The 25,081-nt window shown below is 65.1% G+C and carries 29 protein-coding genes and 2 tRNA genes; 15 read left to right on the top strand and 16 right to left on the bottom strand.

What is annotated here, in order from left to right; translation table 11 throughout:
• Positions 1-7 precede the first annotated feature (7 nt).
• The gene (locus tag ACAG21_RS18980; RefSeq protein WP_370497791.1) at positions 8-955 is read right to left on the bottom strand and encodes an ABC transporter substrate-binding protein; all 948 of its coding nucleotides are present in this window, start codon (positions 953-955) and stop codon (positions 8-10) included.
• 103 nt (positions 956-1,058) lie between these two features.
• Here ACAG21_RS18980 and ACAG21_RS18975 point away from each other — a divergent pair, with 103 nt between their 5' ends.
• Positions 1,059-1,466, top strand: coding sequence for a lipopolysaccharide assembly LapA domain-containing protein (locus tag ACAG21_RS18975; protein ID WP_370497790.1), 408 nt, complete (start codon positions 1,059-1,061; stop codon positions 1,464-1,466).
• Here ACAG21_RS18975 and ACAG21_RS18970 read toward each other — a convergent pair.
• Positions 1,463-2,509, bottom strand: a complete 1,047-nt coding sequence (locus ACAG21_RS18970) for a phosphotransferase family protein (protein ID WP_370497789.1) — start codon at positions 2,507-2,509, stop codon at positions 1,463-1,465. The two genes, ACAG21_RS18975 and ACAG21_RS18970, sit on opposite strands and share 4 nt — an antisense overlap.
• A 9-nt stretch (positions 2,510-2,518) precedes the next feature.
• On the bottom strand, positions 2,519-3,127 hold the full coding sequence (locus ACAG21_RS18965; RefSeq protein ID WP_370497788.1) for a histidine phosphatase family protein: 609 nt from the start codon (positions 3,125-3,127) through the stop codon (positions 2,519-2,521).
• A 110-nt stretch (positions 3,128-3,237) separates the two neighbouring features.
• Here ACAG21_RS18965 and ACAG21_RS18960 point away from each other — a divergent pair, with 110 nt between their 5' ends.
• Genes ACAG21_RS18960 through ACAG21_RS18935 form a run of 6 tightly spaced genes read left to right on the top strand, consistent with a single transcriptional unit; the run spans position 3,238 to position 8,656 of the window.
• Positions 3,238-3,897 carry a class I SAM-dependent methyltransferase gene (locus ACAG21_RS18960; protein WP_370497787.1) on the top strand — a complete coding sequence of 220 codons (660 nt, stop codon included), beginning with the start codon at positions 3,238-3,240 and terminating at the stop codon, positions 3,895-3,897.
• Positions 3,898-3,948: 51 nt separating this feature from the next.
• On the top strand, positions 3,949-4,995 hold the full coding sequence (locus tag ACAG21_RS18955; protein ID WP_370497786.1) for a phosphotransferase family protein: 1,047 nt from the start codon (positions 3,949-3,951) through the stop codon (positions 4,993-4,995).
• 1 nt (position 4,996) lies between these two features.
• Positions 4,997-5,755: an SDR family NAD(P)-dependent oxidoreductase gene (locus tag ACAG21_RS18950; protein ID WP_370497785.1), complete on the top strand. Its 759-nt coding sequence runs from the start codon at positions 4,997-4,999 to the stop codon at positions 5,753-5,755.
• A 17-nt stretch (positions 5,756-5,772) separates the two neighbouring features.
• Positions 5,773-7,080: an acyl-CoA dehydrogenase family protein gene (locus ACAG21_RS18945; RefSeq protein ID WP_370497784.1), complete on the top strand. Its 1,308-nt coding sequence runs from the start codon at positions 5,773-5,775 to the stop codon at positions 7,078-7,080.
• A complete protein-coding gene (locus ACAG21_RS18940) occupies positions 7,077-7,688 on the top strand; it encodes a TetR/AcrR family transcriptional regulator (protein ID WP_370497783.1) in 612 nt (203 codons plus the stop codon). The genes ACAG21_RS18945 and ACAG21_RS18940 overlap by 4 nt, the downstream gene beginning before the upstream one ends.
• Positions 7,688-8,656, top strand: coding sequence for an NADPH:quinone oxidoreductase family protein (locus ACAG21_RS18935; protein WP_370497782.1), 969 nt, complete (start codon positions 7,688-7,690; stop codon positions 8,654-8,656). The genes ACAG21_RS18940 and ACAG21_RS18935 overlap by 1 nt, the downstream gene beginning before the upstream one ends.
• A 170-nt stretch (positions 8,657-8,826) precedes the next feature.
• Here the strand turns inward: ACAG21_RS18935 and ACAG21_RS18930 are convergent, their stop codons facing one another.
• Entirely contained in the window at positions 8,827-10,707 is a 1,881-nt protein-coding gene (locus tag ACAG21_RS18930; RefSeq protein WP_370497835.1) for an alkyl/aryl-sulfatase, read from the bottom strand.
• Between the two features lie 170 nt (positions 10,708-10,877).
• Between ACAG21_RS18930 and ACAG21_RS18925 the strand changes: the two genes are divergently transcribed.
• Positions 10,878-11,354, top strand: a complete 477-nt coding sequence (locus ACAG21_RS18925) for a lipoprotein LpqH (RefSeq protein WP_096290547.1) — start codon at positions 10,878-10,880, stop codon at positions 11,352-11,354.
• A 27-nt stretch (positions 11,355-11,381) separates the two neighbouring features.
• On the opposite strand, the gene ACAG21_RS18920 is transcribed toward ACAG21_RS18925, so the two are convergent.
• The 5 genes from ACAG21_RS18920 to ACAG21_RS18900 form a co-directional block, all read right to left on the bottom strand.
• Positions 11,382-12,875 carry a sensor histidine kinase gene (locus ACAG21_RS18920; protein ID WP_370497781.1) on the bottom strand — a complete coding sequence of 498 codons (1,494 nt, stop codon included), beginning with the start codon at positions 12,873-12,875 and terminating at the stop codon, positions 11,382-11,384.
• Positions 12,853-13,557, bottom strand: a complete 705-nt coding sequence (locus tag ACAG21_RS18915) for a response regulator transcription factor (protein WP_370497834.1) — start codon at positions 13,555-13,557, stop codon at positions 12,853-12,855. The genes ACAG21_RS18920 and ACAG21_RS18915 overlap by 23 nt, the downstream gene beginning before the upstream one ends.
• Before the next feature lie 112 nt (positions 13,558-13,669).
• Complete coding sequence (locus ACAG21_RS18910) at positions 13,670-13,825, bottom strand: hypothetical protein (protein WP_370497780.1); 156 nt, start codon at positions 13,823-13,825, stop codon at positions 13,670-13,672.
• A gap of 11 nt (positions 13,826-13,836) precedes the next feature.
• A complete protein-coding gene (locus tag ACAG21_RS18905) occupies positions 13,837-14,073 on the bottom strand; it encodes a hypothetical protein (RefSeq protein ID WP_370497779.1) in 237 nt (78 codons plus the stop codon).
• Positions 14,074-14,320: 247 nt separating this feature from the next.
• Complete coding sequence (locus ACAG21_RS18900) at positions 14,321-14,731, bottom strand: MarR family winged helix-turn-helix transcriptional regulator (protein ID WP_370497778.1); 411 nt, start codon at positions 14,729-14,731, stop codon at positions 14,321-14,323.
• A gap of 91 nt (positions 14,732-14,822) precedes the next feature.
• Here ACAG21_RS18900 and ACAG21_RS18895 point away from each other — a divergent pair, with 91 nt between their 5' ends.
• A complete protein-coding gene (locus ACAG21_RS18895) occupies positions 14,823-15,788 on the top strand; it encodes a zinc-binding dehydrogenase (protein ID WP_370497777.1) in 966 nt (321 codons plus the stop codon).
• Here ACAG21_RS18895 and ACAG21_RS18890 read toward each other — a convergent pair.
• Positions 15,763-16,704, bottom strand: coding sequence for a class I SAM-dependent methyltransferase (locus tag ACAG21_RS18890; protein WP_370497776.1), 942 nt, complete (start codon positions 16,702-16,704; stop codon positions 15,763-15,765). The genes ACAG21_RS18895 and ACAG21_RS18890 overlap by 26 nt on opposite strands.
• 185 nt (positions 16,705-16,889) lie before the next feature.
• On the opposite strand from ACAG21_RS18890, the gene ACAG21_RS18885 reads away from it, so the two are divergent.
• The 4 genes from ACAG21_RS18885 (at position 16,890) to ACAG21_RS18870 (ending at position 19,225) form a co-directional block, all read left to right on the top strand.
• Positions 16,890-17,885 (top strand): phosphotransferase family protein, encoded by a 996-nt coding sequence (locus tag ACAG21_RS18885; RefSeq protein WP_370497833.1) that lies wholly within the window; start codon positions 16,890-16,892, stop codon positions 17,883-17,885.
• 11 nt (positions 17,886-17,896) lie between these two features.
• Positions 17,897-18,412: a hypothetical protein gene (locus tag ACAG21_RS18880; protein WP_370497775.1), complete on the top strand. Its 516-nt coding sequence runs from the start codon at positions 17,897-17,899 to the stop codon at positions 18,410-18,412.
• 21 nt (positions 18,413-18,433) lie between these two features.
• Complete coding sequence (locus ACAG21_RS18875; protein ID WP_370497774.1) at positions 18,434-18,652, top strand: hypothetical protein; 219 nt, start codon at positions 18,434-18,436, stop codon at positions 18,650-18,652.
• Between the two features lie 141 nt (positions 18,653-18,793).
• Positions 18,794-19,225, top strand: coding sequence for a hypothetical protein (locus ACAG21_RS18870; protein ID WP_370497773.1), 432 nt, complete (start codon positions 18,794-18,796; stop codon positions 19,223-19,225).
• 83 nt (positions 19,226-19,308) lie between these two features.
• Here ACAG21_RS18870 and ACAG21_RS18865 read toward each other — a convergent pair.
• Both ACAG21_RS18865 and ACAG21_RS18860 read right to left on the bottom strand, forming a co-directional pair.
• A tRNA-Arg gene (locus tag ACAG21_RS18865) sits at positions 19,309-19,381 on the bottom strand.
• Between the two features lie 34 nt (positions 19,382-19,415).
• A tRNA-Ser gene (locus ACAG21_RS18860) sits at positions 19,416-19,504 on the bottom strand.
• Positions 19,505-19,593: 89 nt separating this feature from the next.
• Between ACAG21_RS18860 and ACAG21_RS18855 the strand changes: the two genes are divergently transcribed.
• Positions 19,594-20,667, top strand: a complete 1,074-nt coding sequence (locus ACAG21_RS18855; RefSeq protein WP_370497772.1) for a pyridoxal phosphate-dependent aminotransferase — start codon at positions 19,594-19,596, stop codon at positions 20,665-20,667.
• Positions 20,664-21,122 (top strand): DUF4334 domain-containing protein, encoded by a 459-nt coding sequence (locus ACAG21_RS18850; protein ID WP_370497771.1) that lies wholly within the window; start codon positions 20,664-20,666, stop codon positions 21,120-21,122. Before ACAG21_RS18855 ends, ACAG21_RS18850 begins: the two co-directional genes overlap by 4 nt.
• A gap of 119 nt (positions 21,123-21,241) precedes the next feature.
• On the opposite strand, the gene ACAG21_RS18845 is transcribed toward ACAG21_RS18850, so the two are convergent.
• From ACAG21_RS18845 to ACAG21_RS18830, 4 genes are all read right to left on the bottom strand, one after another.
• Positions 21,242-21,814 (bottom strand): DUF2694 domain-containing protein, encoded by a 573-nt coding sequence (locus ACAG21_RS18845; RefSeq protein ID WP_370497770.1) that lies wholly within the window; start codon positions 21,812-21,814, stop codon positions 21,242-21,244.
• Between the two features lie 39 nt (positions 21,815-21,853).
• Positions 21,854-22,165: a type VII secretion target gene (locus ACAG21_RS18840; protein ID WP_370497769.1), complete on the bottom strand. Its 312-nt coding sequence runs from the start codon at positions 22,163-22,165 to the stop codon at positions 21,854-21,856.
• Between the two features lie 41 nt (positions 22,166-22,206).
• Positions 22,207-23,406: an EspA/EspE family type VII secretion system effector gene (locus ACAG21_RS18835; RefSeq protein WP_370497768.1), complete on the bottom strand. Its 1,200-nt coding sequence runs from the start codon at positions 23,404-23,406 to the stop codon at positions 22,207-22,209.
• Positions 23,407-23,585: 179 nt separating this feature from the next.
• The gene (locus ACAG21_RS18830; protein WP_370497767.1) at positions 23,586-25,052 is read right to left on the bottom strand and encodes a hypothetical protein; all 1,467 of its coding nucleotides are present in this window, start codon (positions 25,050-25,052) and stop codon (positions 23,586-23,588) included.
• Positions 25,053-25,081: the final 29 nt, after the last annotated feature.

Raw genomic sequence — 25,081 nt, 5'->3', positions numbered from 1 at the left:
TCGGTCGTCATTGCGTAATCGGATGGTTGAAGCCGTTGTCCCGCACCCAATTTCGTGCAGCTTGGTCAGGATCTATGCCGGAGTTGCCCGCCACGGCCGCGTTGAGACCGGCGAGACCCTCGGTGGTCAGCTTGGCCGAGACCGCATCCAGGACGTTCTTGAGCCGATCGGACTTCTTCTGCGAATTCACCAGCGGCACAATGTTGCCGGCCACGAAGTTGTGCTCGGGGTCGGCCAGCACTGCCAGATGGTTCTGCGCAATTGCCGGCGAGGTGGTGAAGATGTTGGCCGCGTTCACCTTTCCCTCCACCAGCGCGCGTACTGTCACCGCGCCGCCACCGTCGTTGATCGCGATGAAGTTGCCGGGACTGATGTTGAGCGAGTATTTCTGCCGTAGCCCGGGCAGGCCGGACGACCGGTTCTCGAAGGCCGAGGGCGCACCGAATTTCACCTCCGGCGAGTGCGCGGCCAGGTCGCCGATGGTTTTGAGGTTCCACGCGGCGGCCGTTGCGCCCGTGACGGTCACTGTGTCGGTATCCGACGCCGGCGACGGGGTCAGAACCGACAGGTCACCCGGCAATTTCTGATAAAGCTCCAATTCCACGGCGTCGAGCATGGTCGCGGTCGAGTCGGGCGCGAAGTAGCGCAGCAGATTGCCGACGTATTCGGGTACCAAGTCGATGGAATGGTCTTTGAGTGCGGGGATATACGTCTCGCGGCTGCCGATTCCCATCCGCCGTCCCACGTCGAAACCGTTGGCCTGCAACGTTTGTGCATAAATCTCGGCAATGATCTGAGATTCCGGGAAGTCGGCGGACCCGATCACGATGGATTTTATGCTGCGCGCCTCCGGCGCCAGCGGATCGGAATTGCTGCACGACGCGACGAGGCAGCCGACCACGAGGCACGCTGCCGCGGGGATGAACAAGCGGTGCAGGCGCCGCAGCATCCTCATACCGCTGACAGTAACGGCATAACAAGCCTGCCGCTGTGGCCATGCAGCAGGCGGTTTGCGCGGTTTGGTTTCATTCTCGCCGGGATGGGACAAAGATGAATCTATGAGCAGCACCGACCCTGGCTTGCCGGGTAACCCGCCGCCTAAGCCCACTGCGGCGCATCCCGCCGAGCCCGCCCCTGTGCCTCCCCCAGCGCCTCCCGGCGCGAAACCGCCCCATGCGGTCACGCACCCCAAAGAACCGGCCATCGGGTTCACCCGCGCCGGCGCGCTGTGGTCCGCACTGATCGCGGGCTTCCTGATCCTGATCCTGTTGCTGATCTTCATCACGCAGAACACGACATCGACGCCGTTTCAGTTCTTGGTCTGGCATTGGAGCCTGCCGCTAGGCGTGGCCATCCTGCTGGCGGCGGTGGTTGGCGGCCTGCTCACGGTTGCCGTCGGCACCGCACGGATTCTGCAGCTGCGTCGCGCGGCCAAGAAGCATCACGCGGCGGCTGTGCGCGACTAACCCGGCAGCTTGTCCAGTTCCGCGAGTCCACGAGAGATCAACGGCGCAACCACTTCGGGCATGTGCTCGGAGTCTTTGCCGCTGGCCTGATCCGCCATGCGCCGGCGGAAGTCGATGCCGGCGGCGATGATGGCGAGCTTGAAGTACGCCAGCGCCATGTAGAACTCCCAATGCGCCAACGGCAATCCGGAGACAAGCGAGTACCGGTCGGCCAGCTCGTCGGCCGTCGGCAGCAGCGGCGACGTCCAGGCGGCTTGCGCGTTGACGATCAGATCCAGAGCCGGATCCCGGTACACACACATCAGGGCCGCGTCGGACAGCGGATCCCCCAACGTCGAAAGCTCCCAGTCCACCACGGCACGCACCCGCGTCGGGTCGTCGGCGTCCAGGATGGTGTTGTCGATCCGGTAGTCACCGTGCACGATCGAAGTACGGGTCTGCGGCGGAATCGCTTGCTGCAGACCGGAATGCAATTTTTCGACGTCGGAGTCGCGGTGGTCGTCGGGCAGCCGCACCAGTTCCCATTGCGAGCCCCAACGACGCACTTGGCGCTCCAGATAACCGCTGGGCTTGCCGAAATCGGCCAGTCCCACCGCATTCGGATCGACATTGTGCAAGTCGACAAGTACCCGGACCAACGAGTCGACGCATTTGTCGATCACGGTGTGGTTGAAGGCTTCGAGTTGAGCGCGGCGGCGGACAACCTGCCCGGCGACAAACTCGACGATCTGGAACGGCGCGCCCAGCACGGAGTCGTCCTCGCACAGCGCGATCGCGCGTGCCACCGGGACGGGCGTGTCCTGCAGTGCCGCCACCACTTTGTACTCGCGCGCCATGTCGTGCGCCGACGGGGTCAGCCCGTGTAGCGGTGGGCGCCGCACCAGCCAGTTCGTTTTGTCGTCGTAGACCCGGAACGTGAGATTGGAGCGGCCGCCGGAGATGAAATCTCCGCGCAGCTCGCCGTCGCGCTCGATACCGAGCGAACGCAGATACCGGTCCAGCGCGGGCAGGTCCAACCCGTCGAGTCGATCAGCCGAAGTCACCGAACTTGTTTACCATCGCTGATTGCGCGGCAACAGGTCCCACACGTGTTCGACGCCGTTGACCCCCGCCACGGTCGCCTGACCGGTCCGCGAATACAGCAATCGGGTCACCGATGCGTAGTCGACCGGAAACGACAACAGCCGCTTCGTGCCTAGGATTTCGTGCAGCAAGAGGTTGATCACCCCGCCGTGGCTGAACACGGCGACGGTGTCCTCGGGCTCGGCGGACGCGACGAGGTCGTCGATCGCCGCCCGGATCCGCGCACGGAACGCGTCTTCGTCGACCGCACTGGGTAAGTGGCCCTGCGCCAGCCGCTCCCACTCCTTCGGGTTTTCCGCACGGATCTGCTCGACCGGGATGTACAGCGGAAGGTCGCGATCGTATTCGGCGAAGCGATCGTCGATCTCGACCGACAGCTGCCGGGCCGCCGCGACCGGTTCGGCGGTCTGGATGGCACGCCGCTGCGGGCTGCTGATCACCCGGGAGATCGGAAACCTGGCGAGCGCCTCGGGCAGGCGCGCGATCTGTGCCACCCCTTCTTCCGAAAGGTCCGGGTCCGAACCCTGGCCGTGTTCGCTGCGCAGCGGCAACGCATGCCGGACCAGAAGCACTTGCATGTTTCTCCCTGTCGTCTTGGTGGCTTGTTCGCAGTTTCTCATCGCCTGCCACCCCGGAGCGCGGCCGCCGCCTAATCTGCAAGGGAGGCACCATCTCGCGAGGAGGACAGATGACCCAGCCGCGCATCGATTGGGACGCCGCCTACCGGCAAGAATCACCACCGCCGTGGAGCATCGGCCGGCCGCAGCCCGAGTTGGCGGCGCTCATCGATCAGGGCAAGATCCGCAGCGACGTGCTGGACTCCGGCTGCGGCCACGCCGCCCTAGCGCTGGCCCTGGCCAAGCGCGGCTACACCGTCGTCGGGCTGGATGCCAGCGCGACCGCGATCGGCGCGGCCACCGCGGCCGCCGCCGAACAAGGTTTGACAACAGTGACTTTCGCGCAGGCCGACGTCACCAATTTCGGCGGCTATGACGGCCGCTTCTCCACCATCCTCGACAGCGGCCTGTTCCACGCCCTGCTGCCCGAGGGACGGCCCGGCTATCTGCAGTCGATCTCGCGGGCCGCCGCACCCGGCGCGGCGCTCTACATCCTGGCCTTCGCCGCTGGCGCGCTCGGCGCATCCGACGACCGGCCAGGTCCGCGTGGGTTCACCGAGGGCGAACTGCGTGACGTCGTCTCGACGGTATGGGAGGTCGATGGGGTCCGTCCCGCGAAGCTCTACGGCAATGAGGCCGCGCTCGACGCCGACCTGCCGAACATCGAACACGACGAGGACGGGCACTTCATCGCGAGCGGCTTCTTGCTCAGCGCGTACAAGCGGGACTAACGGCTGCGTGGAGAATGCTATTCTCCACGCAGAGAGTGAGGTGTGCGGACAATGACGACTGCCGGTGAAACCCCACTGGACCCGGGTGTGCTGGGACGATGGCTCGACGCCAATGACGCTCCCGGAAGCGGTGAAGAACCGCTTCTGGAGCAGCTCAAAGGCGGTTCGCAGAACACGCTGTATCTGATTCGGCGGGGCGGCGAGCGCATGGTGCTGCGCATGCCCGGGGCCCGCGCGGACGCCGCACGCATCGACGGCCTGCTGCGCGAGATCAGGCTGGTGCGGGCGCTGTCCGGCACCGACGTGCCGCACGCGGAGCTGATCGCCGCCGACGACAGCGGCACCGTGCTGGGCATGCCGTTCTACGTGATGCAGGCAATCGACGGATGGAGCCCGATGGACGGCGGCTGGCAGCCACCGTTCGACACCGACCTCGACGCGCGCCGCGGCCTGGCATTCGAACTCGTCGAAGGCGCCGCCAAGCTGGGCCGGGTCGACTGGCGCGGCCAAGGACTCGAGGGCTTCGGGCGCCCGGACGGTTTCCACGATCGGCAGGTCGATCGATGGCTGGCATTCCTCGACGCTTACCAAGTGCGCGAGCTGCCCGGCCTGAACGAGGCCGCCGATTGGTTGCGCCGCAACCGGCCCGCGGAGTACCAGCCGGGCATCATGCACGGCGACTACCAGTTCGCCAACGTGATGTTCGCGCACGGCAGTCAGCCTCAGCTCGCTGCGATCGTGGACTGGGAGATGACCACGGTCGGCGATCCGCTGCTCGATCTGGCCTGGTGCCTGCTGGGTTACGACGGCGAAAACCCCAAGGGCGACGGGTTTTACCTGGACATGAGCGGGATGCCGAAGCGCGGCGAGTTGCTGAGCCACTACGAAAAGGTCAGCGGGCTTTCCACCGAGAACATCGACTACTACCTGGTGCTGGCCAACTGGAAGCTGGGCATCGTGCTGGAAAAGACGTACGCCGCCGGCGTGCGGACCGGAAAGGTCGACCCCAAGATCACCAACGCGTTCGGTCCGATGATCCTCACGCTCATCGCGACGGCGGCCGAGATGGCGCGCAGCCTGCCGACCAGGTGCCGCTGAAATGGGTTACGCCGACCAGCTTTTCGACCTCACCGATCGCGTAGTGCTGATCACCGGCGGTAGCCGTGGACTCGGGCGGGAGATGGCGTTCGCCGTCGCACACTGTGGCGCGGACGTGGTGATCGCCAGCCGGAACTTCGCGAACTGCGAAGCGGTGGCCGCAGAGGTCGCGGCCGAGACCGGACGGTCCGCGATGCCCTACGGCGTGCACGTCGGACGTTGGGACCAGCTCGACGGCCTGGTCGACGCCGCCTACGAGCAGTTCGGCAAGGTCGACACCCTGATCAACAACGCGGGCATGTCGCCGCTGTACGACAAGCTGAGCGACGTCACCGAGAAGCTGTTCGACGCGGTGGTGAACCTGAATCTCAAAGGGCCGTTCCGGTTGTCGGCGTTGGTGGGTGAACGAATGATGGCCGCCGGCGGCGGGTCGATCATCAACGTCAGCTCCACCGGCTCGCTGCGGCCCAACGGCGGCATCATCCCGTACGCGGCCGCCAAGGCGGGGCTCAACGCGATGACCGAAGGACTGGCACAGGCGTTCGGTCCGACCGTACGGGTCAACACGCTGATGGCCGGGCCGTACCTGACCGACGTCAGCAAGGCGTGGGATCTGTCCGGGAACGACAATTTCGGCCACCTGCACCTGAAGCGCGCCGGCGACCCGCGTGAGGTAGTCGGTGCGGCATTGTTCTTGGCGTCCGACGCGTCCAGTTTCACCACCGGTTCGATTCTGCGGACCGACGGCGGAATCCCTTAAAAGGCGGGAGTATTCACATGTCATGGGACTTCTCTACCGAGCCAGAGTTCGAGAAGAAGCTGGCGTGGGTTCGCGAGTTCGTCCGCGAAGAGGTGGAACCGCTCGAGGTGCTGTTTCCGGGCTGCGAGTTCCTGCCGCTCAACGACGAGCGCCGGCGCATCGTCGATCCACTCAAGCAGCAGGTCCGCGACAATGGCCTGTGGGCACCACATTTGGGACCGGAACTGGGTGGGCAGGGCTTCGGCGCGGTCAAGCTGACGTTGATCAATGAGATCCTCGGGCGCAGCCCGTGGGCGCCGATCGTCTTCGGAACCCAAGCACCCGATACCGGCAACGCGGAGATCATCGCGCGCTTCGGAACACAGGAGCAAAAGGATCGCTATCTGTCCGGGTTGTTGTCCGGGGAGATCTTCTCCTGCTTCTCGATGACCGAGCCGCAAGGCGGTGCGGACCCGCGCGTGTTCACCACCCGCGCCGTGCGCGACGGCGACGACTGGGTGATCACCGGGCGAAAGTACTTCTCCTCCAACGCTGCTGTCGCGTCGTTCTTCATCGTCGTCGCGATCACCGATCCCGACGTGCCGGTCCACCGCGGCGCCTCGACATTCTTGATCCCCGCCGGGACCGAGGGGCTGAAACTGGAAGCCAACCATCATCTGGTGGGCGCGGACCCGCACGAACCAGGGCATTCGCTGGTGCACTATGACGGGGTGCGGGTGGGGGCGGATGCGTTGCTCGGTGAAGCCGGTCAGGGCTTCCTGATTCTGCAGACCCGGCTGGCCGGCGGCCGACTGCATCACGCGATGCGATCGATCGGGATGGCGCAGCGCGCCGTCGACATGATGGCACGGCGCGCGAAAAGCCGCTTCACCCAAGGCAGCCCGCTGGCTGACAAGCAACTCGTGCAGGAGTTCGTCGCGGATTCCTACACCGAGCTGATCCCGTTTCGGCTGACGGTGCTGCACGCCGCCTGGCTGATCGACAATGGCGACGAGCAGGGCGCACGCGCCGAGATCGGCGCCTGTAAGATCCTGGCCTCTCAGGTGCTGAAATCAATTGCGCTGCGGGCGATTCAGGTGCACGGTGCGCTCGGGCTCACCGACCAGCTGCCGCTGGTGAACGTGCTGCTGGGCGGCATCGCGCTCGGGCTTGCCGACGGACCCACCGAGGCGCACAAGGTCAACCTGGCTCGCATGCTCCTCAAACAGTACGAGGCCGAGGAGGGCGAATGGCCGAGCGAAATGCTGGATGTGCGCCGCGACGCTGCCCGGCAGAAGTACGGCGCCCTGGTCGGTAGCGTTCCGGCACAACCACATTCGCCATGACCGACAGGGTCGCCGCGGCCGTCGAACGTGCCCTCGACGAGCGCCAGCGGGGAGCCACTGCGGAGGTCGAGCGAATCCTGGCCGCCGCGGTGCGGGTAATGGAGCGCGTCGCACCCGATGAGCCGCGTGTCAGCGACATCGTCGCCGAGGCCGGGTCGTCGAACAAGGCTTTCTACCGGTACTTTGCCGGCAAAGACGATCTCATCCTCGCGGTGATGGAGCGTGGCGTCGGAATCGTCGTGTCCTACCTTCAGCACCAGATGGCCAAGGAACGGCAACCGCGGGACAAGATCGCCCGCTGGATCGAGGGTACGCTGGCACAGGTCGCCGAGCCCGACCTGATCAGGAAAAGCCGCGCCGCGGCCGGTCAGATGGCTGCCGCGACGAACTGGCGCACGGTCGATCACGCAATGATGTACCCCTTGCGCGAGCTGTTGATCGAACCGGTGGCGGCACTGGGAAGTACCGACGTCGAGCGCGACGTCGAAGCGGTGTTCTGCTGCACCGCGGCGACGATGCGCCGATACATGGACTCGGCCGTTCGGCCCGAGCCCGACGACATCGCACACGTGGTGCGGTTCTGTCTCAACGGGTTAGGAGCCAATTGATGCGTGCTGTCGTCTGTCGCAGCTACGGGCCGCCGGAGAGCCTGGTGCTCGACGATGTTCCGGAGCCCGTCCCGGCGCCCGGCCAGGTGCTGGTGCGGGTGCACGCCGCGGCGGTCAATTTCCCCGATGTGCTATTCATCGCCGGCAAGTATCAGGTCAAGATCCCACCGCCGTTCATCCCGGGCAATGAGATTGCCGGGGAGGTGCTCTCCGTCGGAGAGGGCGCTCCTTTCAGCCCCGGTCAGCGGGTGGCCGGCACCACATTCGGAGCATTCGCCGAGCAGGCACTGCTCGACTCGACGCAGGCATCGCTGGTGCCCGACGACGCCGACTTCGCGTCGGCCGCGGCCTTCGGCGTGACCTACCGCACCGCTTATCATGCGCTGCGCACGACCGCCGCTGTGCAGCAAGGTGATTGGGTCGTCGTGCTGGGTGCCGCGGGTGGAGTGGGTCTGGCCGCCGTTGATCTGGCGGTGGCGATGGGGGCGCGGGTACTCGCCGCGGCGTCGAGCCCGGAGAAGCTGGAACTGTGCCGGCAGCGCGGCGCCGAGGCCGTCGTGGACTACGACCGCGAGGACCTCAAATTGCGGATCCGTGAACTCACCGCAGATGCGGCGCGGGTGGTCCTGGACCCCGTCGGGGGATCGTATTCGGAGCCGGCGCTGCGCGCCCTGGCCCGCGGCGGCACCTTTGTCACCCTCGGTTATGCGGCGGGCAGCATCCCGGCGATCCCGCTCAATCTCGTTATGCTCAAGGACATCTGCGTGCGCGGCATGGAGATCCGTACGTTCATGGCCGACTACCCGAGGGAATTCGTCCGCGACATCGAAGAGCTGACACAGATGTTCGCCGACGGCACGGTGCGCCCCTACATCGGCGCGCGATTCCCGCTGTCCGAGGCGCCGGCGGCATTGCGATACGTCGCCGACCGCAAGGTGCTGGGCAAGGTGGTCATCGACGTCGCGTGACGCGATCACTCCCTCCTGCCACAGTGGTCGCTGCACAGGACAATCGCCCTTTTGCCCACCTCTGAGCGACAACACGTCCGGCAGCTTCGGTCGGGCACACGATTGTCGCTCAGAGGTGGGCAAATAACGTGGTCCACCTCCCGGTGGGGCGCAGGAGGCGGATGTGACGGTTACGGCGTGACGATGTTGAACTTCGGGTTCGGCTCGTCGAGAACATCGAGAAACGCCTGCAGTGCGTTCTGGTCGCCGGAGACTTCCAGACCCGGTGAGGTGAAGTCGCCCATGGCCGTCTTCAGCAACCGAAACTTGGTGTCCAGCTTGACCGTAACCGTCGCGGTCGCGGGGTCGGCCGCGACGTTGCGATAGACGAGCACGCCGTTGTGCAGGGCGAGCCGATAATTCGTGGCCAGGTCGGCGAAAGAGATGTCGATGGCGATATCGAGATCCCAGCTGCGGGGGCCGTTGACGCGAATCGAGAGGCCGTCGAAGATCTGCTCGGGCGTCAGTTGGGAAAGCATCGTCGACGACGTGACCTGACCCGCGGTCCCGAAGTTGCCCTCACGCAATTCGGTGGCCCCGCTCATGAAGAAGTTGCGCCACGTCGCGTTCTCGGCGCCGTAGCCCAGTTGCTCGAGGGTGTCGGCGTAGAGCGCTCGAGCCGCGGTGTGCTCACTGTCGGTGAAGACCGCATGGTCAAGCAACGTTGCGGCCCAACGGAAATCACCGGCGTCGAACGCCGTTTGGGCCAACTCGACGACACGATCGATCCCACCCATCGCGTCGACGTAGCGGGGGGCGAGGGCCTCGGGAGGATGCGGCCAGAGCCGTCCCGGGTTGCCGTCGAACCAACCCATGTACCGCTGGTAGACCGCCTTGACATTGTGGCTTACCGATCCGTAGTAGCCGCGGGTATGCCACACCTGATCTAAAGCCGGTGGCATCTGGAACATTTCGGCGATCTCGACTCCGGTGTAGCCCTGGTTGAGCAGGCGCAACGTCTGGTCGTGCAGGTAGGCGTAGAGGTCGCGCTGCAGCGACAAGAACTTGACGATGTTTTCCTGTCCCCAGGTCGGCCAGTGGTGCGAGGCGAACACCACATCGGCGCGACCGCCGAAGGCATCGATGGCCTCGGTCAGATATCCCGCCCAGGCGTGCGGGTCGCGGACCAGTGCTCCGCGCAAGGTCAGCAGATTATGCAGGTTGTGGGTGGCGTTCTCGGCCATGCACAACGCACGGAAACGCGGGAAATAGAAATGCATCTCGGCGGGAGCCTCGGTGCCCGGCGCCATTTGGAACTCGATCTGCACGCCGTCGATGGTGTGCGTTTCACCGGTTTCCCGAATGTCGATGGTGGGCACGATGATCGCGACCTCACCCGCCGACGGAATCTGACCGAGCCCACAACCCACCTGCTCCTGCGGTCCGCGCTGCAGCAGGCTTCCGTACATATAGGTTGCGCGTCGCAGCATGGCCGGACCCGCGTAGACGTTCTCCTGCACCGCATGCGCGGTGAACCCTTCGGGTGCCAGCACGGCCACCGTCCCGGCATCCACATCCGCCTGCGAGGTCACCCCCAGCACACCGCCGAAATGGTCGACGTGACTGTGGGTGTAGATCACCGCGACGACTGGGCGCTCGGCGCCGCGGTGGGTGCGGTAGAGGTCCAGCGCGGCGGCGGCAACCTCGGTGGAGACCAACGGATCGATGACGATAATCCCGGTGTCGCCCTCGATGAAAGTGATGTTGGAGATATCGAAACCGCGGACCTGATAGATGCCCGGCACCACCTCGTACAGACCCTGTTTCGCGTTCAACCCCGATTGGCGCCACAGGCTGGGGTGCACCGAAGTTGGCGCGGGACCTTCGAGGAAGGCGTACACATCGTTGTCCCACACCACCCGTCCGTCGGCTGCCTTGATGACGCAGGGAGACAGGGAGGCGATAAATCCACGATCGGCGTTGTCGAAATCGGTTGTGTCATCCCAGGGCAGAACATGTTCACCATGCGCCGACTCGATGACCGCAGTGGGGGGTTTGTGGTCCACGGCAATACCTTGCCATTGCGCCGCCCTCAGCCGCAGCGCTAATGCGCGTCTTGTCAAGTGACTTTAGGAAACAGAATCACTTTCCGGAGCCTCTGGACCTTCGATCCAGTTAACCCGCATACTGCCTTGACGGCCCTCAATGTCGAGGACCGCAACGATCGGGCAAAGGAGAACAGGTGAAGCGTGAACTGACGGTCGCGGTAGCCGGAGCAGCGATTCTGGTCGCCGGCATTTCCGGCTGTTCGAGCGACAAGAAGAGTTCGAGTGGTTCCTCGTCGAGTGCCAGTACTTCCGCCAGTTCCGGTGGCGGTGGTGGCACCAAAGTGATCATCGATGGCAAGGACCAAAACGTCAGCGGCTCGGTCGTGTGCTCGAAAGTTGGCGGCAACGTCAACATCGCCATCGGCGGCGCCGCGACCGGCATCGCCGCGGTGCTGACCGACGCCGACCCGCCCCAGGTGACGTCCGTTGGGCTGGGCAATGTCAACGGCGTGACGCTCGCGTACGCCGCGGCCGGCGGCGGGGGCAATGCCTCGGCCACCAAGAGCGGCAACAGTTACAAGATCACCGGGACAGCCACTGGCGTCGACATGGCAAACCCGACGCAGCCGGTGAACAAGCCCTTCGAGATCGACGTAACCTGCACTAGCTAAGTGAGGCCGCGGGCGGTTGCCACCCTTCTAAATGGCGTTGAGTGGCAACCGCACCGTGAACTCGGTACGACCCGGTTCGCTGTTGACGGTGATCGTCCCGTTATGCGCCTTGACGACGGCGGAGACGATCGCCAGCCCCAGCCCGGTGCTGCCGCCCTTGCGGGAACGCGAGGTATCGCCGCGGGCAAACCGCTCGAACACCTCTGACTGCAATGCCGCGGGAATGCCGGGCCCGTCGTCGATCACCTGCAGCACGCTGTGCGTCGGCTCGGTGCTCAATCGCGTCGTGACGACAGTCCCGGCACCGGTGTGAATGCGTGCGTTTGCAAGCAGATTCGTCAGCACCTGGTGCAGCCGCGCCGCATCGCCGACGACGACCACCGGCTCCTCGGGCAGGTCGAGTTCCCACTGGTGATCCGGTCCCGCAACATGCGCATCACTGACCGCGTCGACCGCCACCCGCGACAAGTCAACCGGCTCGCGTTCCAGCGGCCGGCCCGAGTCCAGCCGGGCCAATAGCAGTAAGTCCTCGACGAGGCGCGTGATCCGCTCGGTCTCCGACGCGACGCGGCTCATCGCGTGGGCCACCGCCTCGCGATCGTCGCCCATCCGTTGGGTGAGTTCGGTGTAGCCGCGGATCGCGGCCAGCGGGGTGCGTAGTTCGTGACTGGCATCGGCGACGAACTGCCGCACCCTCGTCTCGCTGGCCTGCCGGGCCGACAGCGCGGACGCGATGTGGTCCAGCATTCGGTTCAGCGCCGACCCCAATTGGCCCACCTCGGTGGAGGGGTTGGCGTCGGATTCGGGAACGCGAACCGGCAGTTCGACCTCACCCCGGTCCAGCGGCAGATTTGAAACCCGGCGCGCGGTCTGCGCGACGCGCCGCAGCGGAGCCAGGGCTCGCCTGATGATCACCATCCCGGCGATCGTCGCTGCGGCCAATGCGATAACGGTGACGATCCCGAAGATGGCCAGCATCTGGATCAGCGTCGCGTCGACGTCTTCCATGGACAGGCCGGTGACGATCAAGTCGCCACCGCGCCGGCTCGGGGCGGCCACGACGCGGTACCGCCCGAGGCCGTCGAGATCCAGCGTCACCGGCTTGCGGCTGCCGGCGATCGCCGCCAGTTGCTGCTGGGCCTTATCGGTCAGCGCGGCCCGCGAACCAATGCTGGTCAGGTAGCCGGCGTCGACCGTCTTGCCGTCACTGACCACCGCGGCGACCATGCCCGCCGGCTGGCCGGGAGCGTCGAGGAACCGCGGACCGGGACCGGGCCGCGGGTTGAAGCCGTGGTCGTGACGCCAGCCCGGACGATTCGGCTCTGGGTACATCAGCGCCGAGCGATGCGAGGTTCCGCCCAACTGGCCGTCGAGCTGTCGCATCAAGTGATGGTTCAGCGACAGTTCGGTCGCCGCGGTGATCCCGACACAGACCAGGGCGAGCACGATGACTTGGCCAACCAGCAGCCGTAGCCGAAGCGACCAGACTCGCCGCGCCCTAGACGGCGGGCTTGAGGACATAACCCGCGCCGCGCAGCGTGTGGATCATCGGCTCGCGACCGTTGTCGATCTTCTTGCGTAAGTAAGAGATATAGAGCTCGACGATGTTGGAACGACCGCCGAAGTCGTAACTCCACACCCGATCGAGGATCTGCGCCTTGCTCAGCACCCGCTTGGAATTGCGCATCATGAACCGCAGCAGCTCAAACTCGGTGGAGGTCAACGAAACCGGCTCGCCGGCACGAGTCACCTCGTGGCTGTCCTCGTCCAACACCAGGTCGCCGACCACCAGCTGCGCACCGCTGTCGATCGTGGTAACGCCGGTGCGCCGCAACAACGCTCGCAACCGCAGCACCACCTCTTCGATGCTGAACGGCTTGGTGACGTAGTCGTCGCCGCCCGCGGTCAGCCCCGCGATGCGATCTTCCACCGCGTCCTTTGCCGTCAGCAACAGCACCGGCAGCTGTGGATTGTCTTCGCGCAGTTTGTGCAACACGTCGAGCCCGCTCATGTCGGGCAACATCACGTCGAGTACCACGACATCCGGACGCTGGGCGCGAGCCGAGGCGATCGCCGACGATCCGTCGCCGGCGGTCGCGATATTCCAGCCCTCATACCGCAGCGCCATCGACACCATTTCGGCCAGCACGGATTCGTCGTCCACGACCAGCACGTTGATCGGATTTCCGTCGGCGCGGCACATGACAACGCGCTCCACGGAGGTTCGAGGCTGCGTCACAGATTCCAGTATCCGCGTCGGACTGGGCCGACGCTATGACGTTCCTTTGCGTGTCCTGTGAAACAGCAGGCGGGACCTAGTACCAATACCGCCTGCCGGCCACGGGGCGGCCGACCGATCCGAGGATCCACATGACGGCGCCGATGACGATCAGGACAATGCCGATCGTCCACAGCAAAGGAATAGCGAACACATATCCGAGAATGAGCAGGACGACACCTAAGACGATCATGACGACTTCCTTTACGTGAGCGACACTAGACTGCTGGGCATTGAACTGGGTTGCGGCACATGGCAATCGCTGACTTTGGGGTTCACACCCCCATAGTTCAACGGCCCTGCGACCACTGTCAGCGCGATGTTTCCCGCGGTGACACAATTCGTTTGGCTTGTTTCGAAGTACCCGCGTTGCCATGCTGCGAATACCCCTATGATCAGCCACACCAGGACGATCGCGCCGATTATTCCGCGACCACGCATCGTGACCTCCGTTGTGTTCGAGAAAGAATTTCCCGTCGCCTAGCGATACCCATTGGACTCATGTCTAAACCTCGCCGTGGCTAACTTCTTGGCCGTGTCGGACCCGCACTATCGACCGGCCGCCAGCCAGTCCGCGGCGCGTTTCTCGGAAGCCCTGGACAGCCCCTCCAGCCGTTTCACGTGTGCATCGACGCGGCGATCCGATACACATCGCTTACTGGAGCGGTCCGACGGGCATAGCGCGACCCTAACGCTCAAGCATCTTCGCCAATAGCGCGGTGAGCCGCTTGCGGTCGGCGACGTTGAGCCCGTCGGTCATGGGCGCCAACAGGTCACCGATCTGCGCGATGATGCGCACCTCGAGCCGCCGCGCCTCCGCGGTGAGGCTGACCCGTACCGAACGACCATCGACGGCATCGGTGGTCTTGCGCACCAGTCCGCGCTGGACCGCGCGGTCGATGAGCCCGCTGACGGTCGATCGCTCCAGGCCGAGATACGACGCAAGGTCTGCCATTACCGGTTCGCGATCACGCAGAATCCCCAGGACCCGCAGTTGGGTTAAGGACAGATCATGCTCGGCGGCAACACGATTCAGCACCGCGATCACTCCGAATGACACCTGCACGAGGGTGTCCCTGAGATCGTCATCGGTCTCCACAGCGTCGAGCATACCTTGAAATAGTTCGTAAAGCCATCTACTCTAGTTCGCGTTACGAACTAAATCTGGAAGCACAAGGAAGAGGATTGCCATGCGCGCAGCCGTCGTCACCAGCTTCGACAGGCCTCCCGTCTGTCGTGAATTCCCCAGTCCTACAACACAAAACCCCAGCGAAATGGTCGTCGACGTGATCGCCGCCGGCCTACATCCGCGGGTGCGGTCTCAGGCCAACGGCTCGCACTACACCAGCACTGGGGAATTGCCCCTGGTCCCTGGCGTCGACGGAGTCGGACGCGCGCCCGACGGCACGCTGCGCTACTTCGTGCTGCCCGACACCACGATGGGCGCGATGGCCGAGCAGACGGTCATCGACCAGCGCCGCAGCATCGTTCTTCCGGACGACACCGACCCCATCTTGGTGGCCGCAGCGATGAACCCCGTCATGTCGTCGTGGTTGGGCCTGCGCCGGCGCATCGTCTTCGAGCCCGGTCAGTCCGTGCTGATTCTCGGCGCCACGGGAAGCTCGGGCCGGATGGCCGTGCAGGTCGCCAAACAGCTCGGCGCCGGGCACGTGATCGGGGCCGGTCGCGACGCGCGGCGGCTGGCGACACTGGCAAAGTTGGGCGCCGATGCCGTCGTGCGGATCGACAATGCCTCGGGGACAGACGATCTCGCGCACGCCGCACGTGACGTCGACGTCGTGATCGACTACCTGTGGGGCCCGATCACGGCCCAGCTGATGGCCGGTATCGCGACGCGCCGATCCGATCACGGCAAGCCGCTTACCTGGATCGAGATCGGCTCGGTGGCGGGACCGTCGGCCGAAATCTTCTCTGCGGCACTGCGTGCCGTGCGTCTGCAGATCGTCGGCAGTGGACAGGGCTCGGTACCGACCCGCGACATCCTGGCCGAACTGCCGGCGATTGCCGCCGAAATCGGCCGGGGTGCTTTCGAACTCGACACTCGTGCGGTGCCGCTTGCCGATGTCGAAGCCGCATGGAACGACACCGACGCCGATCAGCGGATCGTGATCACGCCTGGAGTCGTGCGGAGATGAACTGGGTGGGCGGCATCGAGTCCTCGGAGCCCGGCGGGATGCTGCGGTGGTAGCGAGCCATCAGCTCCGGGAAGTTCAACGACAGTACGTCCCAGCCGCGATCGCGCAGCCAGCTGTCGACGGCCGTGCGCTTCTCCGGGTACCACAGTTCGTCGAAATCCGTTATCTCCGCGTCGATCAGCTTGGCGGCCGTGACGCGGATGCGGTGCATGTCCTCCCGCTGCCGCCGCACCTTCTCGGGATCGGAGAAGCCCTCTCCCGGAACGTTGGAGGCCAGCCAGCTGCCGGGCGCGCTCAGCGAGACTATGCGCTCAAACAACAGGTCCTGGGCCTGCGCGGGTAGGTACCGCACCAATCCCTCGGCAGACCAGGCGCTCGGCTTGGATGCGTCAAAACCCGCATCCTGCAGGGCCTTTGGCCAATCCTGGCGCAGGTCGATGGCGATGTTGACCAGCTGAGCGGTCGGATGCGCACCGTGCTCACGCAGCGTCGCGCCCTTGAACTCCAGCACCTTGGGCTGGTCCAACTCGTAGACCACGGTGCCCTCCGGCCAAGGCAGCCGCCAGCTGCGGGCATCCAGCCCAGAGGCCAGGATCACCACCTGCCGGACACCGGAGTCGGCGGCACCCAGGAAGAACTCGTCGAAAAACGCGGTCCGGGTTGCCATGAAGTCGACCATCAGCTTCAGCCGGTTCTGCGCGTCCGGTTCGATCTCGACCAGCTTGGCCCGCACGTCCGAATTTGCGTAGACACTCCACATCCCCTCCCCCGCGGCGTCCACGAAGACGCGGGCGAACGGGTCGTTGATCAGCGGGTTTTCGCTCTCGGTCTCGGCGGCGCGGGCGGCCGCCACGCCGAGTGCGGTGGCACCCACACTCTGAGTGATGTCCCAAGAATCGTCGTCGGTACGCGGCATCGCCAGTCCTCTTTCACCCTGATAGTCGATTGCGTTCACTATTCTTCCAGTCGCCGACGCGGCTTGGCACTCGCATTCGGTGACATGCGCTGTCTTCACAGAGGGTCCACAGGTGAGGGGGGCCGCGGCCGCGGAGTAGGTTCTGCGGCGTGGAGCAGGTGGACTTGAACGCGGTCGCGGAATGGATGTCCGAGCAGGGGCTGGGCGACGGACCGTTGCAGGAGGTTTCGGCAGTCACGGGCGGAACACAGAATGTGATGCTGCGGTTCACCAGGTCAGGGCGGCCCTATGTATTGCGGCGTGGGCCACGACACCTGCGTCCGCGCAGCAACAGCGTGATCCTGCGGGAAACCAAAGTCCTTGCAGCACTTGCCGGTTCCGACGTGCCACACCCGCACCTGATCGCGGCGTGCGAGGACACCGGCGTGCTGGGCGATGCCGTTTTCTATTTGATGGACCCGGTCGACGGGTTCAACGCCGGCGAGGGACTGCCGGCGCTGCATGCCGGCGATGCCAGCGTGCGGCATGGCATGGGGCTGTCGATGGCCGACTCGCTGGCGAAGCTGGGCGCCATCGACCACGTCGCGGTGGGCCTGGCCGATTTCGGTAAGCCGGAGGGTTTCCTGGAACGTCAGGTGCCGCGGTGGCTTTCGGAGCTGGACTCCTACCGCGAGTACGACGGCTACCCCGGTCCGGATATCCCGGGGATCGAGGAAGTGTCGGCGTGGCTGGAACGCCACCGACCTGCGACCTGGAAGCCCGGCATCATGCACGGTGATTATCACGCGGCCAACGTGATGTTCTCCCCTACCGGGCCGGACGTGGTGGCGATCGTCGACTGGGAGATGTGCACGATCGGTGACCCGCTGCTGGATCTGGGTTGGCTGCTGGCTACTTGGCGGCAAGACGACGGAACCAGCGTGTTCAGCCACGCGCTGGGCGGTCAGGACGGGTTGGCCAGCACCGACGAGCTGTTCTGGCGTTACGCCGCCAACACCACCCGCGATCTGTCGCACATCACCTGGTACACCGTGCTGGCCTGTTTCAAGCTGGGCATCGTCATCGAGGGCACGCTGGCCCGGGCATGTGCCGGGAAGGCCGAGAAGGAAGTCGGCGATCAACTGCATGCGGCCACGGTGCATCTGTTCGAGCGCGCGCTAGCCCAGATCGGCAGCGGCTAGCATCTTTGGACGTGCCTCCCTATCCCGAGGAACCCGACAACTACTCCGAGTACGAGCCGACGCAGGCCGCGCCGTACGGCGGCGGTTATGACCAGGGGGGTTATGACCCCGAGCCGCAGCCCCCGACACCCTGGTACCGGCGCCCGGCGGCGTTGGTCGCTGCGGGCGCCCTGGGCGTCATCGTGCTGGGCCTGGTGGCCTACGCGATCGTGACGCTGGTGAGCGGTTCGCCCGCGCCGAGTCCGACCACCACGACGACGCCCACGCCGTCGCCCACGACGACGGTGACAACCACCGCGGCGGAGCCCACGCGGCACCACCCACCCGCAGGCGGCGGCGCGCCCCCGCCGACCCAGACCGTGACCGAGACGGCGCCACCGTCGAGCACGGACACCCCGACGACGACCGTCCCGACGACGACCGTCCCGCCGACGAGCACAGTCACGCTGTCACCGAGCACGGAGACCAGCACGGTCACCCAGACCGTCACCGTGCCGACGCGTCGTCCGTTCGATCCACGTCCGTAGCGGGCCGGTAGGGTCGAGGCCATGAGTCGGCTTGAACGCGGCCTGGCGCGGCTGCGGGACATGCGCTTTGACCTCTACGCCCAGCCCATGCGGCAGGTCAGCGTGGAGCTGAAGATCGTGTTCTTCGCGGTGCACCTGCCGATCGCCGGCGGTAAGACGCTGAAAATCCCGATGATCGCGACGGTCGGGCCGATGCCCGAACAGTCTGGGTCGAGCGCGTCCGACGACGGCGACGCGTAGGGGCACCGGGTTTCCCGGGGGCTTTCTAGCCACGCGTTGACGTCTTGCCGAACAACGGCTTACCGCATTAGCCGGCGGCCTCAGCCGTGCGCGACAAGGGTTATCGTCAAAATCCCGAAGCCACGGCTCGAGGAGCGGCTGATGAGCACGGAAGACGACCATGGATTCCCGGCGGACGCCCTGGCGTTCAGACCGATCGCGGCGGAAGACCAGCCTGACCACGTGATGAGAACCTGCCAGGTCTGTAGCGCGTACTTCCCCACCCAACCGGGCAGTGTCCATGACCGGTCCGCGAGGTGCCGTACGCACCTGCTGGTAACGCATGCGCTGATGCGCCGGGAGGCCGGAAGCTGGGCGGAGTACGACCACGACCCGTACACCCACCGCGAACTGGACAGCCCGGCGGAGTTGACGCAGGCGTGCCGGGGGTGGCTGGACGGCAATGGCATCGCCGCCGGCGAGTGGAAGCTGGAAGCGCGCGACGCCGGCACCGGCGACCGGCTGGCCGAGTCCGAAGTAGTGAACCTCACCGAGAAATCGGCGGAGAAACTTTCGGACGCGCCACGGCAGTAGCGCGGCTTACGCGTCCGCGAGCCGGTAAATCTGCAGGGAAAGTACGAGTAAAGGCCTGCGAAACTACAGGCTCGAACAATGAGCGCGCCCGAAGGGATTCGAACCCCTAACCTTCTGATCCGTAGTCAGATGCTCTATCCGTTGAGCTACGGGCGCCGGTACTTCAGTTGTGTCCCCGAAAGGACTTCAGCGGAGGCGAGAGGATTTGAACCTCCGGTCCCCTTTGAGGGGGACAACTCATTAGCAGTGAGCCCCATTCGGCCGCTCTGGCACGCCTCCCTTGGACTTCATGAGGGTACCCGACTCGACGCGGGCGTCCCTGAACCGCCGGAGGCATAGCGTACACAGCGGGGACATATGCTGTCGAAGTGACTGCCCGCCTACGGCCTGAGCTGGCCGGGCTGCCAGTTTACGTTCCTGGTAAGACCGTGCCGGGTTCGATGAAACTGGCCAGCAACGAGACGGTGTTCGGCCCGCTGCCCAGTGTCCGCGCCGCCATCGAGCAAGCGACCGACATCGTCAACCGCTATCCGGACAACGGCTGCGTCCAACTCAAGGCGGCGCTGGCCAAGCATGTCGGTTCGGGTTTCGACCCCGAGCACATCGCCGTCGGCGCCGGCTCGGTGAGCCTGTGCCAGCAGCTGGTGCAGATCACCGCCTCGGCGGGCGACGAGGTGATCTTCGGCTGGCGCAGCTTCGAGCTTTACCCGCCGCTGGTTCAGGTCGCCGGCGCGACCGCCGTCAAGGTGGCGCTGACCGACCACACCTTCGACCTCGACGCGATGCTGGCCGCGATCACCGAGCGCACCCGGCTGATCTTCGTCTGCAATCCCAACAACCCGACCTCGACCGTCGTCGATCCCGACGCGCTGATCCGCTTCGTCGAGGCGGTTCCGTCGCACATCGTCATCGCGATCGACGAGGCCTACGTCGAATACATCCGCGACGGCATGCTGCCCGACAGCCTGGGCCTGGTCCGCGCCCGCCGTAATGTCGTTGTGCTGCGTACCTTTTCGAAGGCCTACGGGCTGGCCGGCCTGCGCGTCGGCTACGCGGTCGGCCACCCCGACGTGATCACGGCCTTGGACCAGGTGTTCGTGCCGTTCTCGGTGACGAACGTCTCGCAGGCGGCCGCGATCGCGTCGCTGGATGCCGCAGACGAATTGTTGGCCCGCACAGACGCTTTGGTTGCCGACCGGGTTCGGGTGAGCGCCGGGCTGCGGGACGCCGGATTCACCTTGCCGCCGTCGCAGGCGAACTTCGTCTGGTTGCCACTCGGCCCGCGCACCCGGGACTTCGTCACACGCGCAGCCGACGCAGGCATCGTGGTTCGCCAGTACGGCGACGACGGGGTCCGCGTCTCGATCGGTGCGCCCGAAGAAAACGATGCGCTGCTGGCGTTTGCCCGCGATTGGATGAGACACCCGGAGGTTGACGAATGAGCTTGGCCCGCAAGAACTTCAACGAGTTGAAAGCCCGGACCGACATTACCGACGCCGAGCTCGACGATTTCTGGGCGACGCTGGAGCCCGCGACCATTGACGAGATGATCGGCGAATGGAAGGGCGGGGACTTTCCGACCGGACACCGCGCGAACGGCATGCTCGAAAAACTCCGCTGGTTCGGCAAGAACTTCAAGTCGGTCTCGGACTGCCAGCCGCTGGTGTGTCTCGACGGCGACGGCAACAAGTACTCCAACGTGGAGCGGATGAACGGCGAGGCCAGCCTGTGGCTGGAAGACTTCCGCGGCGAGGTCACCGCCACGATGGTCTACGACGGGGCTCCGGTGCACGACCACTTCAAGAAGATCGACGACCAGGCCGTGATGGGCATCATGAACGGCAAGGGCGTGCTGGACAACGGCCGCCACTATTACTTCTACCTCGAACGCGTATAGCCCCCTTTGCTTTTGAGCGTGCGCTCAGGGTTTTGACTGTGCGCCCTGGGTGGGATTTCGGCGGGTTTTCCGGCCTGAGCGCACACTCGAGGTCGTAGACGCACGCTCGACGGGCAGGGTCAGCCGTCAGCGTGCGGGTACCGAGCGGCGAACACCTCTGCCTGTGTCGCGGCGGCGCTGTCCGGCGTCGGCAAGGGCAAGAAATCCGTCACGAAATCGCGCAGCGCCTCGCCATCGGCGATCCCGATCTCATGCATGGCCTCCGGCAGCGCGGCGTTTCCGAGCAGATTCCATTGGCCGGCCAACCCCTTTTGGCGAGCCAAGCCCGCAAGAACGACGATCTCGGCCGCCAGCTCGGATTCGGTCATGTTCGTCACCTTCGACGACAGACGGACCCGTTGGGTTCTTCCGTCCATCAGCGCCGCCACCGACACCGTCTTCGGTGGGTTGGTCACCGCGAAGAGCGGGCTTCCGTCCACCTCGTTGTCATTTTCTTCCGGCTCGTCTTTGGCGGTCTGCGAACGGACGGCATCCAGTCCGGATCCGGTCTCGCTGGGCTGGGCCGGTGGGTAGCCCGGTAACGCGCCGGCGACACCACCGCCATCGTCGGCGGCGGCTTTGCCTGAGCCCGAGAAGTTCAGCGCCGCGGCAAGACCGCCCTGCTCGTCATCATTTCCAAAGTACTGAGGCATTTCTTCTTCTCCTATGTCTGAATTGCTAACGGGCAATCACTATTTCGGCTGCGCCTGGCCGTCGAGGTTTTCGCGCAGCTCCCCGTCGACACCCTGATACGTTTCCTCGGCCGCGCGTAGTTTTGCGGACAGATCAGCGGCCGCCTTCGCCAGCGCGACGCCCGCCGCGCGACGCTGGTTCACCAGACCGCTTCCCGCAATGTTCGATCCCCAGCTGATGACGCCGTGGGTTACCCAAAGCCACTGTGGAACGGTGTCGGTCGTCTTGGCCGCGTTGAGCGCGGTGGCGGCCGCTGCATCCTGACGCTTTGCCAGATTAGCCAGATGTGTTGGGTCGACGTTCAGGTTCATCATGATTGTCTCCTAATCTTCGAGTTGCTACACCCGCTGCTTCAGCGAATGCGATTGACTTGCTTGACTTCTGGGTTTTTCACTGCATCGACAGGTGCACGCTCCGCTCCCTCGGAGCCCGCTTCGGCGACGCCGGCATCCCGCGCGCCGGCGGGTTTTGCGGGTTGTCTCACCGAGGCGAGCGGCTGTGCGGACCCCATGGTCTGGTTAACCGAGTTCAATTGCTGGGGGACCTGCCTGGAACTGTCCGCGAACTGCCCGGTCATCGCGGGCCGATCAACGGCGGTCGGCGTCGCCTTGGACGCACGCTGACCTAGGGCTTCAGTGTCACTGAAGCGGGCGCCGCGCCGGTTTTGCTCGTCGGGCGTGACTACCTGGCCGGATATTTGGGCCAGCCGCGCAATGCTGGGCGGCGCGGAGAAGTCCGACAGCGCGTCTGAGATGGCCGGTAGGTCGGGAGTGTAGGTCTTATCCGCACCCAGCACCTCAATCGTCGCGAAAGTCCCTGTGGGCGCTGCCCGGTCAGCGATGCTTTTGTACTCGTGCGCGAGCGCGTCGAACTTACGTGCTGTCTCTCCCGAAGAGTTCATCACTCGGAACTCGTAGCTGGTGATGGTCAGCGATATCGCAGAAACCGTGACGGATTGGAACGCAACTGACCAAGCCGGGCCGATCACTGGCCACGACCACATAAGTAAAGCCGCGGCCTGAGCAACTTGGAGCGCCAACAGCGACAATGCAATGACCCGGTGCGCCTGTTGAATCGTTGCGGCGTGGTCTGCGACGCATTGTTGCGTCTGCTTGTCCAGTTCTTGCAAGATATCCGCGAGATTCTTCAGGTGATCATTCACGGCCGCATACGATTTCGCCGCATCACCATCCCACTTCGCGGGGTCCGGGTTGGCCAGCTCCTGCGTGAGACGCAGGTTCTCGAACCTGTCTTTCCCCGTGCTGAATGCGCCGCCCTGGTCGGCTGCCAGAAAACCATTCACCATGTCTAAGGCGGCGACGGCGACCATCGCTAAGTCGATGATGGCTGTCGGGGTCGGGGTAGGCCCCGGTTTAGCCAATCCGGTCTTGAGTATCTCGAACTTGTCCCGCAGGTACCAAGTAAATTTCCCGGCCGCCGCGCCCATATTTGCCCCGGTCGTCACCCAGTCCTGCTGGAGCCCGGCGCCAAGCGCGGGCGAACCCCGTCCGACCACATATGCAAGGTCGTGGGCGCCCCTTAACCAACTCATGTCCTTATTCCTTACGCTCGCGATTGAAGTGAGATGATGCTGCGCACGGCGGCTTGAGCCCAACGCCCGCAGGTCGAATGATTGAGTGAATTTTATTGTGTAGCAGTGGTTTTCATTCCTGGCCGCCAGCCGAAGGGCTGGGCGTTACAGCCTGGCGCGTTTAACGGAATCGGTGCGTCTCAGTTTTGGAGTAGACCAATCACAGCCTCCGTCCACGCCCGCATCTCGGTGTAAATCGCCGACTCACCCGCGGTGCGCTTCCCCTGGCCGCTACCTTCGGCCGGCTTGCTCGACTGGCCCAGTGGCGCCATGCCCATGCCGCTGCCGCCCATCGCACCGGCCGCACCCGGAGTCCACCGGCTGCGGTCGGGACGAGGCGGGGCCGGAACGCCTCCTCCGGCACCGGCTCCCACCGCGGGCTGCAATGGTGCCGGCGGAACGGAAAACTCTATTCCCGCCCCTGGCTTTGCGCCGCCCAAGGACGACGGTTTGACGGCCGCAGGTCTGTATTTCGGTGGAAGCGGCTTCGCCGCGCCGGATTTGGGTCCGTTCGGTGTGCCCGGGATCGGTGAGGCGCCGACGGGGGGCAGAAGTGGCATGTTGGTACCGGAAAGGTTGTCCGCGATGGGCAGGTCCTGCGGACCCGACGGCAAGTCACCGATTCCGATGCCGTCGCCGATACCGCCACCGTCGCCATCGTCCTCGCCGTTGCCGTCGCCGTTGCCATTGCCGGTCTCGGGCGGGGCCTCGATGTAGTAGGCCTGCGGAGGCCTCGACGCGTCGACCGGCGTCAGCGGCAGCTCCGCCTTCGTCTTGTATTGGGCCAGCACTTGCTCCGAAACCTGCTGTGCCAGCTTGTAATAGTCGGTGACTTTCTGCTGCAACTCGGTGTATTGCTTTCTGGCCTTCTTGTCCGTCGCTGTGGCCAGGCCATTCATGGCCTCGAGCCAGGCCCGGTCGTACTCTTCGACCTCCGCCAGCGGCGGGTGGTTCCCCCAGGCCCACCGCTGGGCCGCGGCGACCTTGCGGGCTTGCGTGGCCATGGTGGTGCACGCCTCGGCCATTTGGACCGACCACTGCTTTTGCTGGTCGAAGCTGGACTCGACGGCGTACAGGGCGTCGCCGCTCCACGATCGAAAGGGCCGGAACGCATACGAGGCGTCCAGCAGGTTTTGCGCGTATGCGCTCCACGCATCGGCGAAGCTGTCGAACGCCACGCCTTGATCGGGCTCGGCGATTTCCTTGGCCGCCTGCTTCAACTCGCGATACGGAGCGTCCTCGGTCGGATCTAGGACGAGTTCCGGAATGGGGAGCGCGTCCTGAGTCTCGAGCCCACGTCCGGACACCGCCGGCGCCGACACCGATACGCCGTAGTTGATGGCGCGCTCGGCCGACTCGTCGGTCTCCTCATAAGCTTTGACCGCATTGCGCAACGCCTCTGCCAAACGCAGCCGCTCACGATCGCCCACGGCAAGGTAGATCCGCATGTTGTCGGCGGATGCCGCCAATTGCTTGGCCGCCGTGATGACCATCGGCAACGCGCACGGCGCCTGGGGGTTTACGGTCGGTAGTCCCGGGATGGCGACCGCCAGCTCGTGGGCGCGAGCCCGCAGCTCGTCCAGTTCCACGTTCAGCGTCTGTGCCATTGAGTTGCTCCTCGGTGGTGCTTCGGGGT

Source organism: Mycobacterium sp. pR1184 (assembly GCF_041287235.1).
In the GTDB taxonomy this organism is placed as follows: domain Bacteria; phylum Actinomycetota; class Actinomycetes; order Mycobacteriales; family Mycobacteriaceae; genus Mycobacterium.
Note: the sequence above shows the minus strand (reverse complement) of the source record. Positions and strands in the feature narration are given on the sequence as shown.

What these genes read in the sequence shown, in the direction of transcription:
- ACAG21_RS18980 (WP_370497791.1), bottom strand. Translation starts at nt 955, where the DNA reads ATGAGGATGCTGCGGCGCCTGCACCGCTTGTTCATCCCCGCGGCAGCG.
- ACAG21_RS18975 (WP_370497790.1), top strand. Translation starts at nt 1,059, where the DNA reads ATGAGCAGCACCGACCCTGGCTTGCCGGGTAACCCGCCGCCTAAGCCC.
- ACAG21_RS18965 (WP_370497788.1), bottom strand. Translation starts at nt 3,127, where the DNA reads ATGCAAGTGCTTCTGGTCCGGCATGCGTTGCCGCTGCGCAGCGAACAC.
- ACAG21_RS18960 (WP_370497787.1), top strand. Translation starts at nt 3,238, where the DNA reads ATGACCCAGCCGCGCATCGATTGGGACGCCGCCTACCGGCAAGAATCA.
- ACAG21_RS18955 (WP_370497786.1), top strand. Translation starts at nt 3,949, where the DNA reads ATGACGACTGCCGGTGAAACCCCACTGGACCCGGGTGTGCTGGGACGA.
- ACAG21_RS18950 (WP_370497785.1), top strand. Translation starts at nt 4,997, where the DNA reads ATGGGTTACGCCGACCAGCTTTTCGACCTCACCGATCGCGTAGTGCTG.
- ACAG21_RS18945 (WP_370497784.1), top strand. Translation starts at nt 5,773, where the DNA reads ATGTCATGGGACTTCTCTACCGAGCCAGAGTTCGAGAAGAAGCTGGCG.
- ACAG21_RS18940 (WP_370497783.1), top strand. Translation starts at nt 7,077, where the DNA reads ATGACCGACAGGGTCGCCGCGGCCGTCGAACGTGCCCTCGACGAGCGC.
- ACAG21_RS18935 (WP_370497782.1), top strand. Translation starts at nt 7,688, where the DNA reads ATGCGTGCTGTCGTCTGTCGCAGCTACGGGCCGCCGGAGAGCCTGGTG.
- ACAG21_RS18920 (WP_370497781.1), bottom strand. Translation starts at nt 12,875, where the DNA reads ATGTCCTCAAGCCCGCCGTCTAGGGCGCGGCGAGTCTGGTCGCTTCGG.
- ACAG21_RS18915 (WP_370497834.1), bottom strand. Translation starts at nt 13,557, where the DNA reads ATGTGCCGCGCCGACGGAAATCCGATCAACGTGCTGGTCGTGGACGAC.
- ACAG21_RS18910 (WP_370497780.1), bottom strand. Translation starts at nt 13,825, where the DNA reads ATGATCGTCTTAGGTGTCGTCCTGCTCATTCTCGGATATGTGTTCGCT.
- ACAG21_RS18905 (WP_370497779.1), bottom strand. Translation starts at nt 14,073, where the DNA reads ATGCGTGGTCGCGGAATAATCGGCGCGATCGTCCTGGTGTGGCTGATC.
- ACAG21_RS18895 (WP_370497777.1), top strand. Translation starts at nt 14,823, where the DNA reads ATGCGCGCAGCCGTCGTCACCAGCTTCGACAGGCCTCCCGTCTGTCGT.
- ACAG21_RS18890 (WP_370497776.1), bottom strand. Translation starts at nt 16,704, where the DNA reads ATGCCGCGTACCGACGACGATTCTTGGGACATCACTCAGAGTGTGGGT.
- ACAG21_RS18885 (WP_370497833.1), top strand. Translation starts at nt 16,890, where the DNA reads ATGTCCGAGCAGGGGCTGGGCGACGGACCGTTGCAGGAGGTTTCGGCA.
- ACAG21_RS18875 (WP_370497774.1), top strand. Translation starts at nt 18,434, where the DNA reads ATGAGTCGGCTTGAACGCGGCCTGGCGCGGCTGCGGGACATGCGCTTT.
- ACAG21_RS18870 (WP_370497773.1), top strand. Translation starts at nt 18,794, where the DNA reads ATGAGCACGGAAGACGACCATGGATTCCCGGCGGACGCCCTGGCGTTC.
- ACAG21_RS18850 (WP_370497771.1), top strand. Translation starts at nt 20,664, where the DNA reads ATGAGCTTGGCCCGCAAGAACTTCAACGAGTTGAAAGCCCGGACCGAC.
- ACAG21_RS18845 (WP_370497770.1), bottom strand. Translation starts at nt 21,814, where the DNA reads ATGCCTCAGTACTTTGGAAATGATGACGAGCAGGGCGGTCTTGCCGCG.
- ACAG21_RS18840 (WP_370497769.1), bottom strand. Translation starts at nt 22,165, where the DNA reads ATGAACCTGAACGTCGACCCAACACATCTGGCTAATCTGGCAAAGCGT.
- ACAG21_RS18835 (WP_370497768.1), bottom strand. Translation starts at nt 23,406, where the DNA reads ATGAGTTGGTTAAGGGGCGCCCACGACCTTGCATATGTGGTCGGACGG.
- ACAG21_RS18830 (WP_370497767.1), bottom strand. Translation starts at nt 25,052, where the DNA reads ATGGCACAGACGCTGAACGTGGAACTGGACGAGCTGCGGGCTCGCGCC.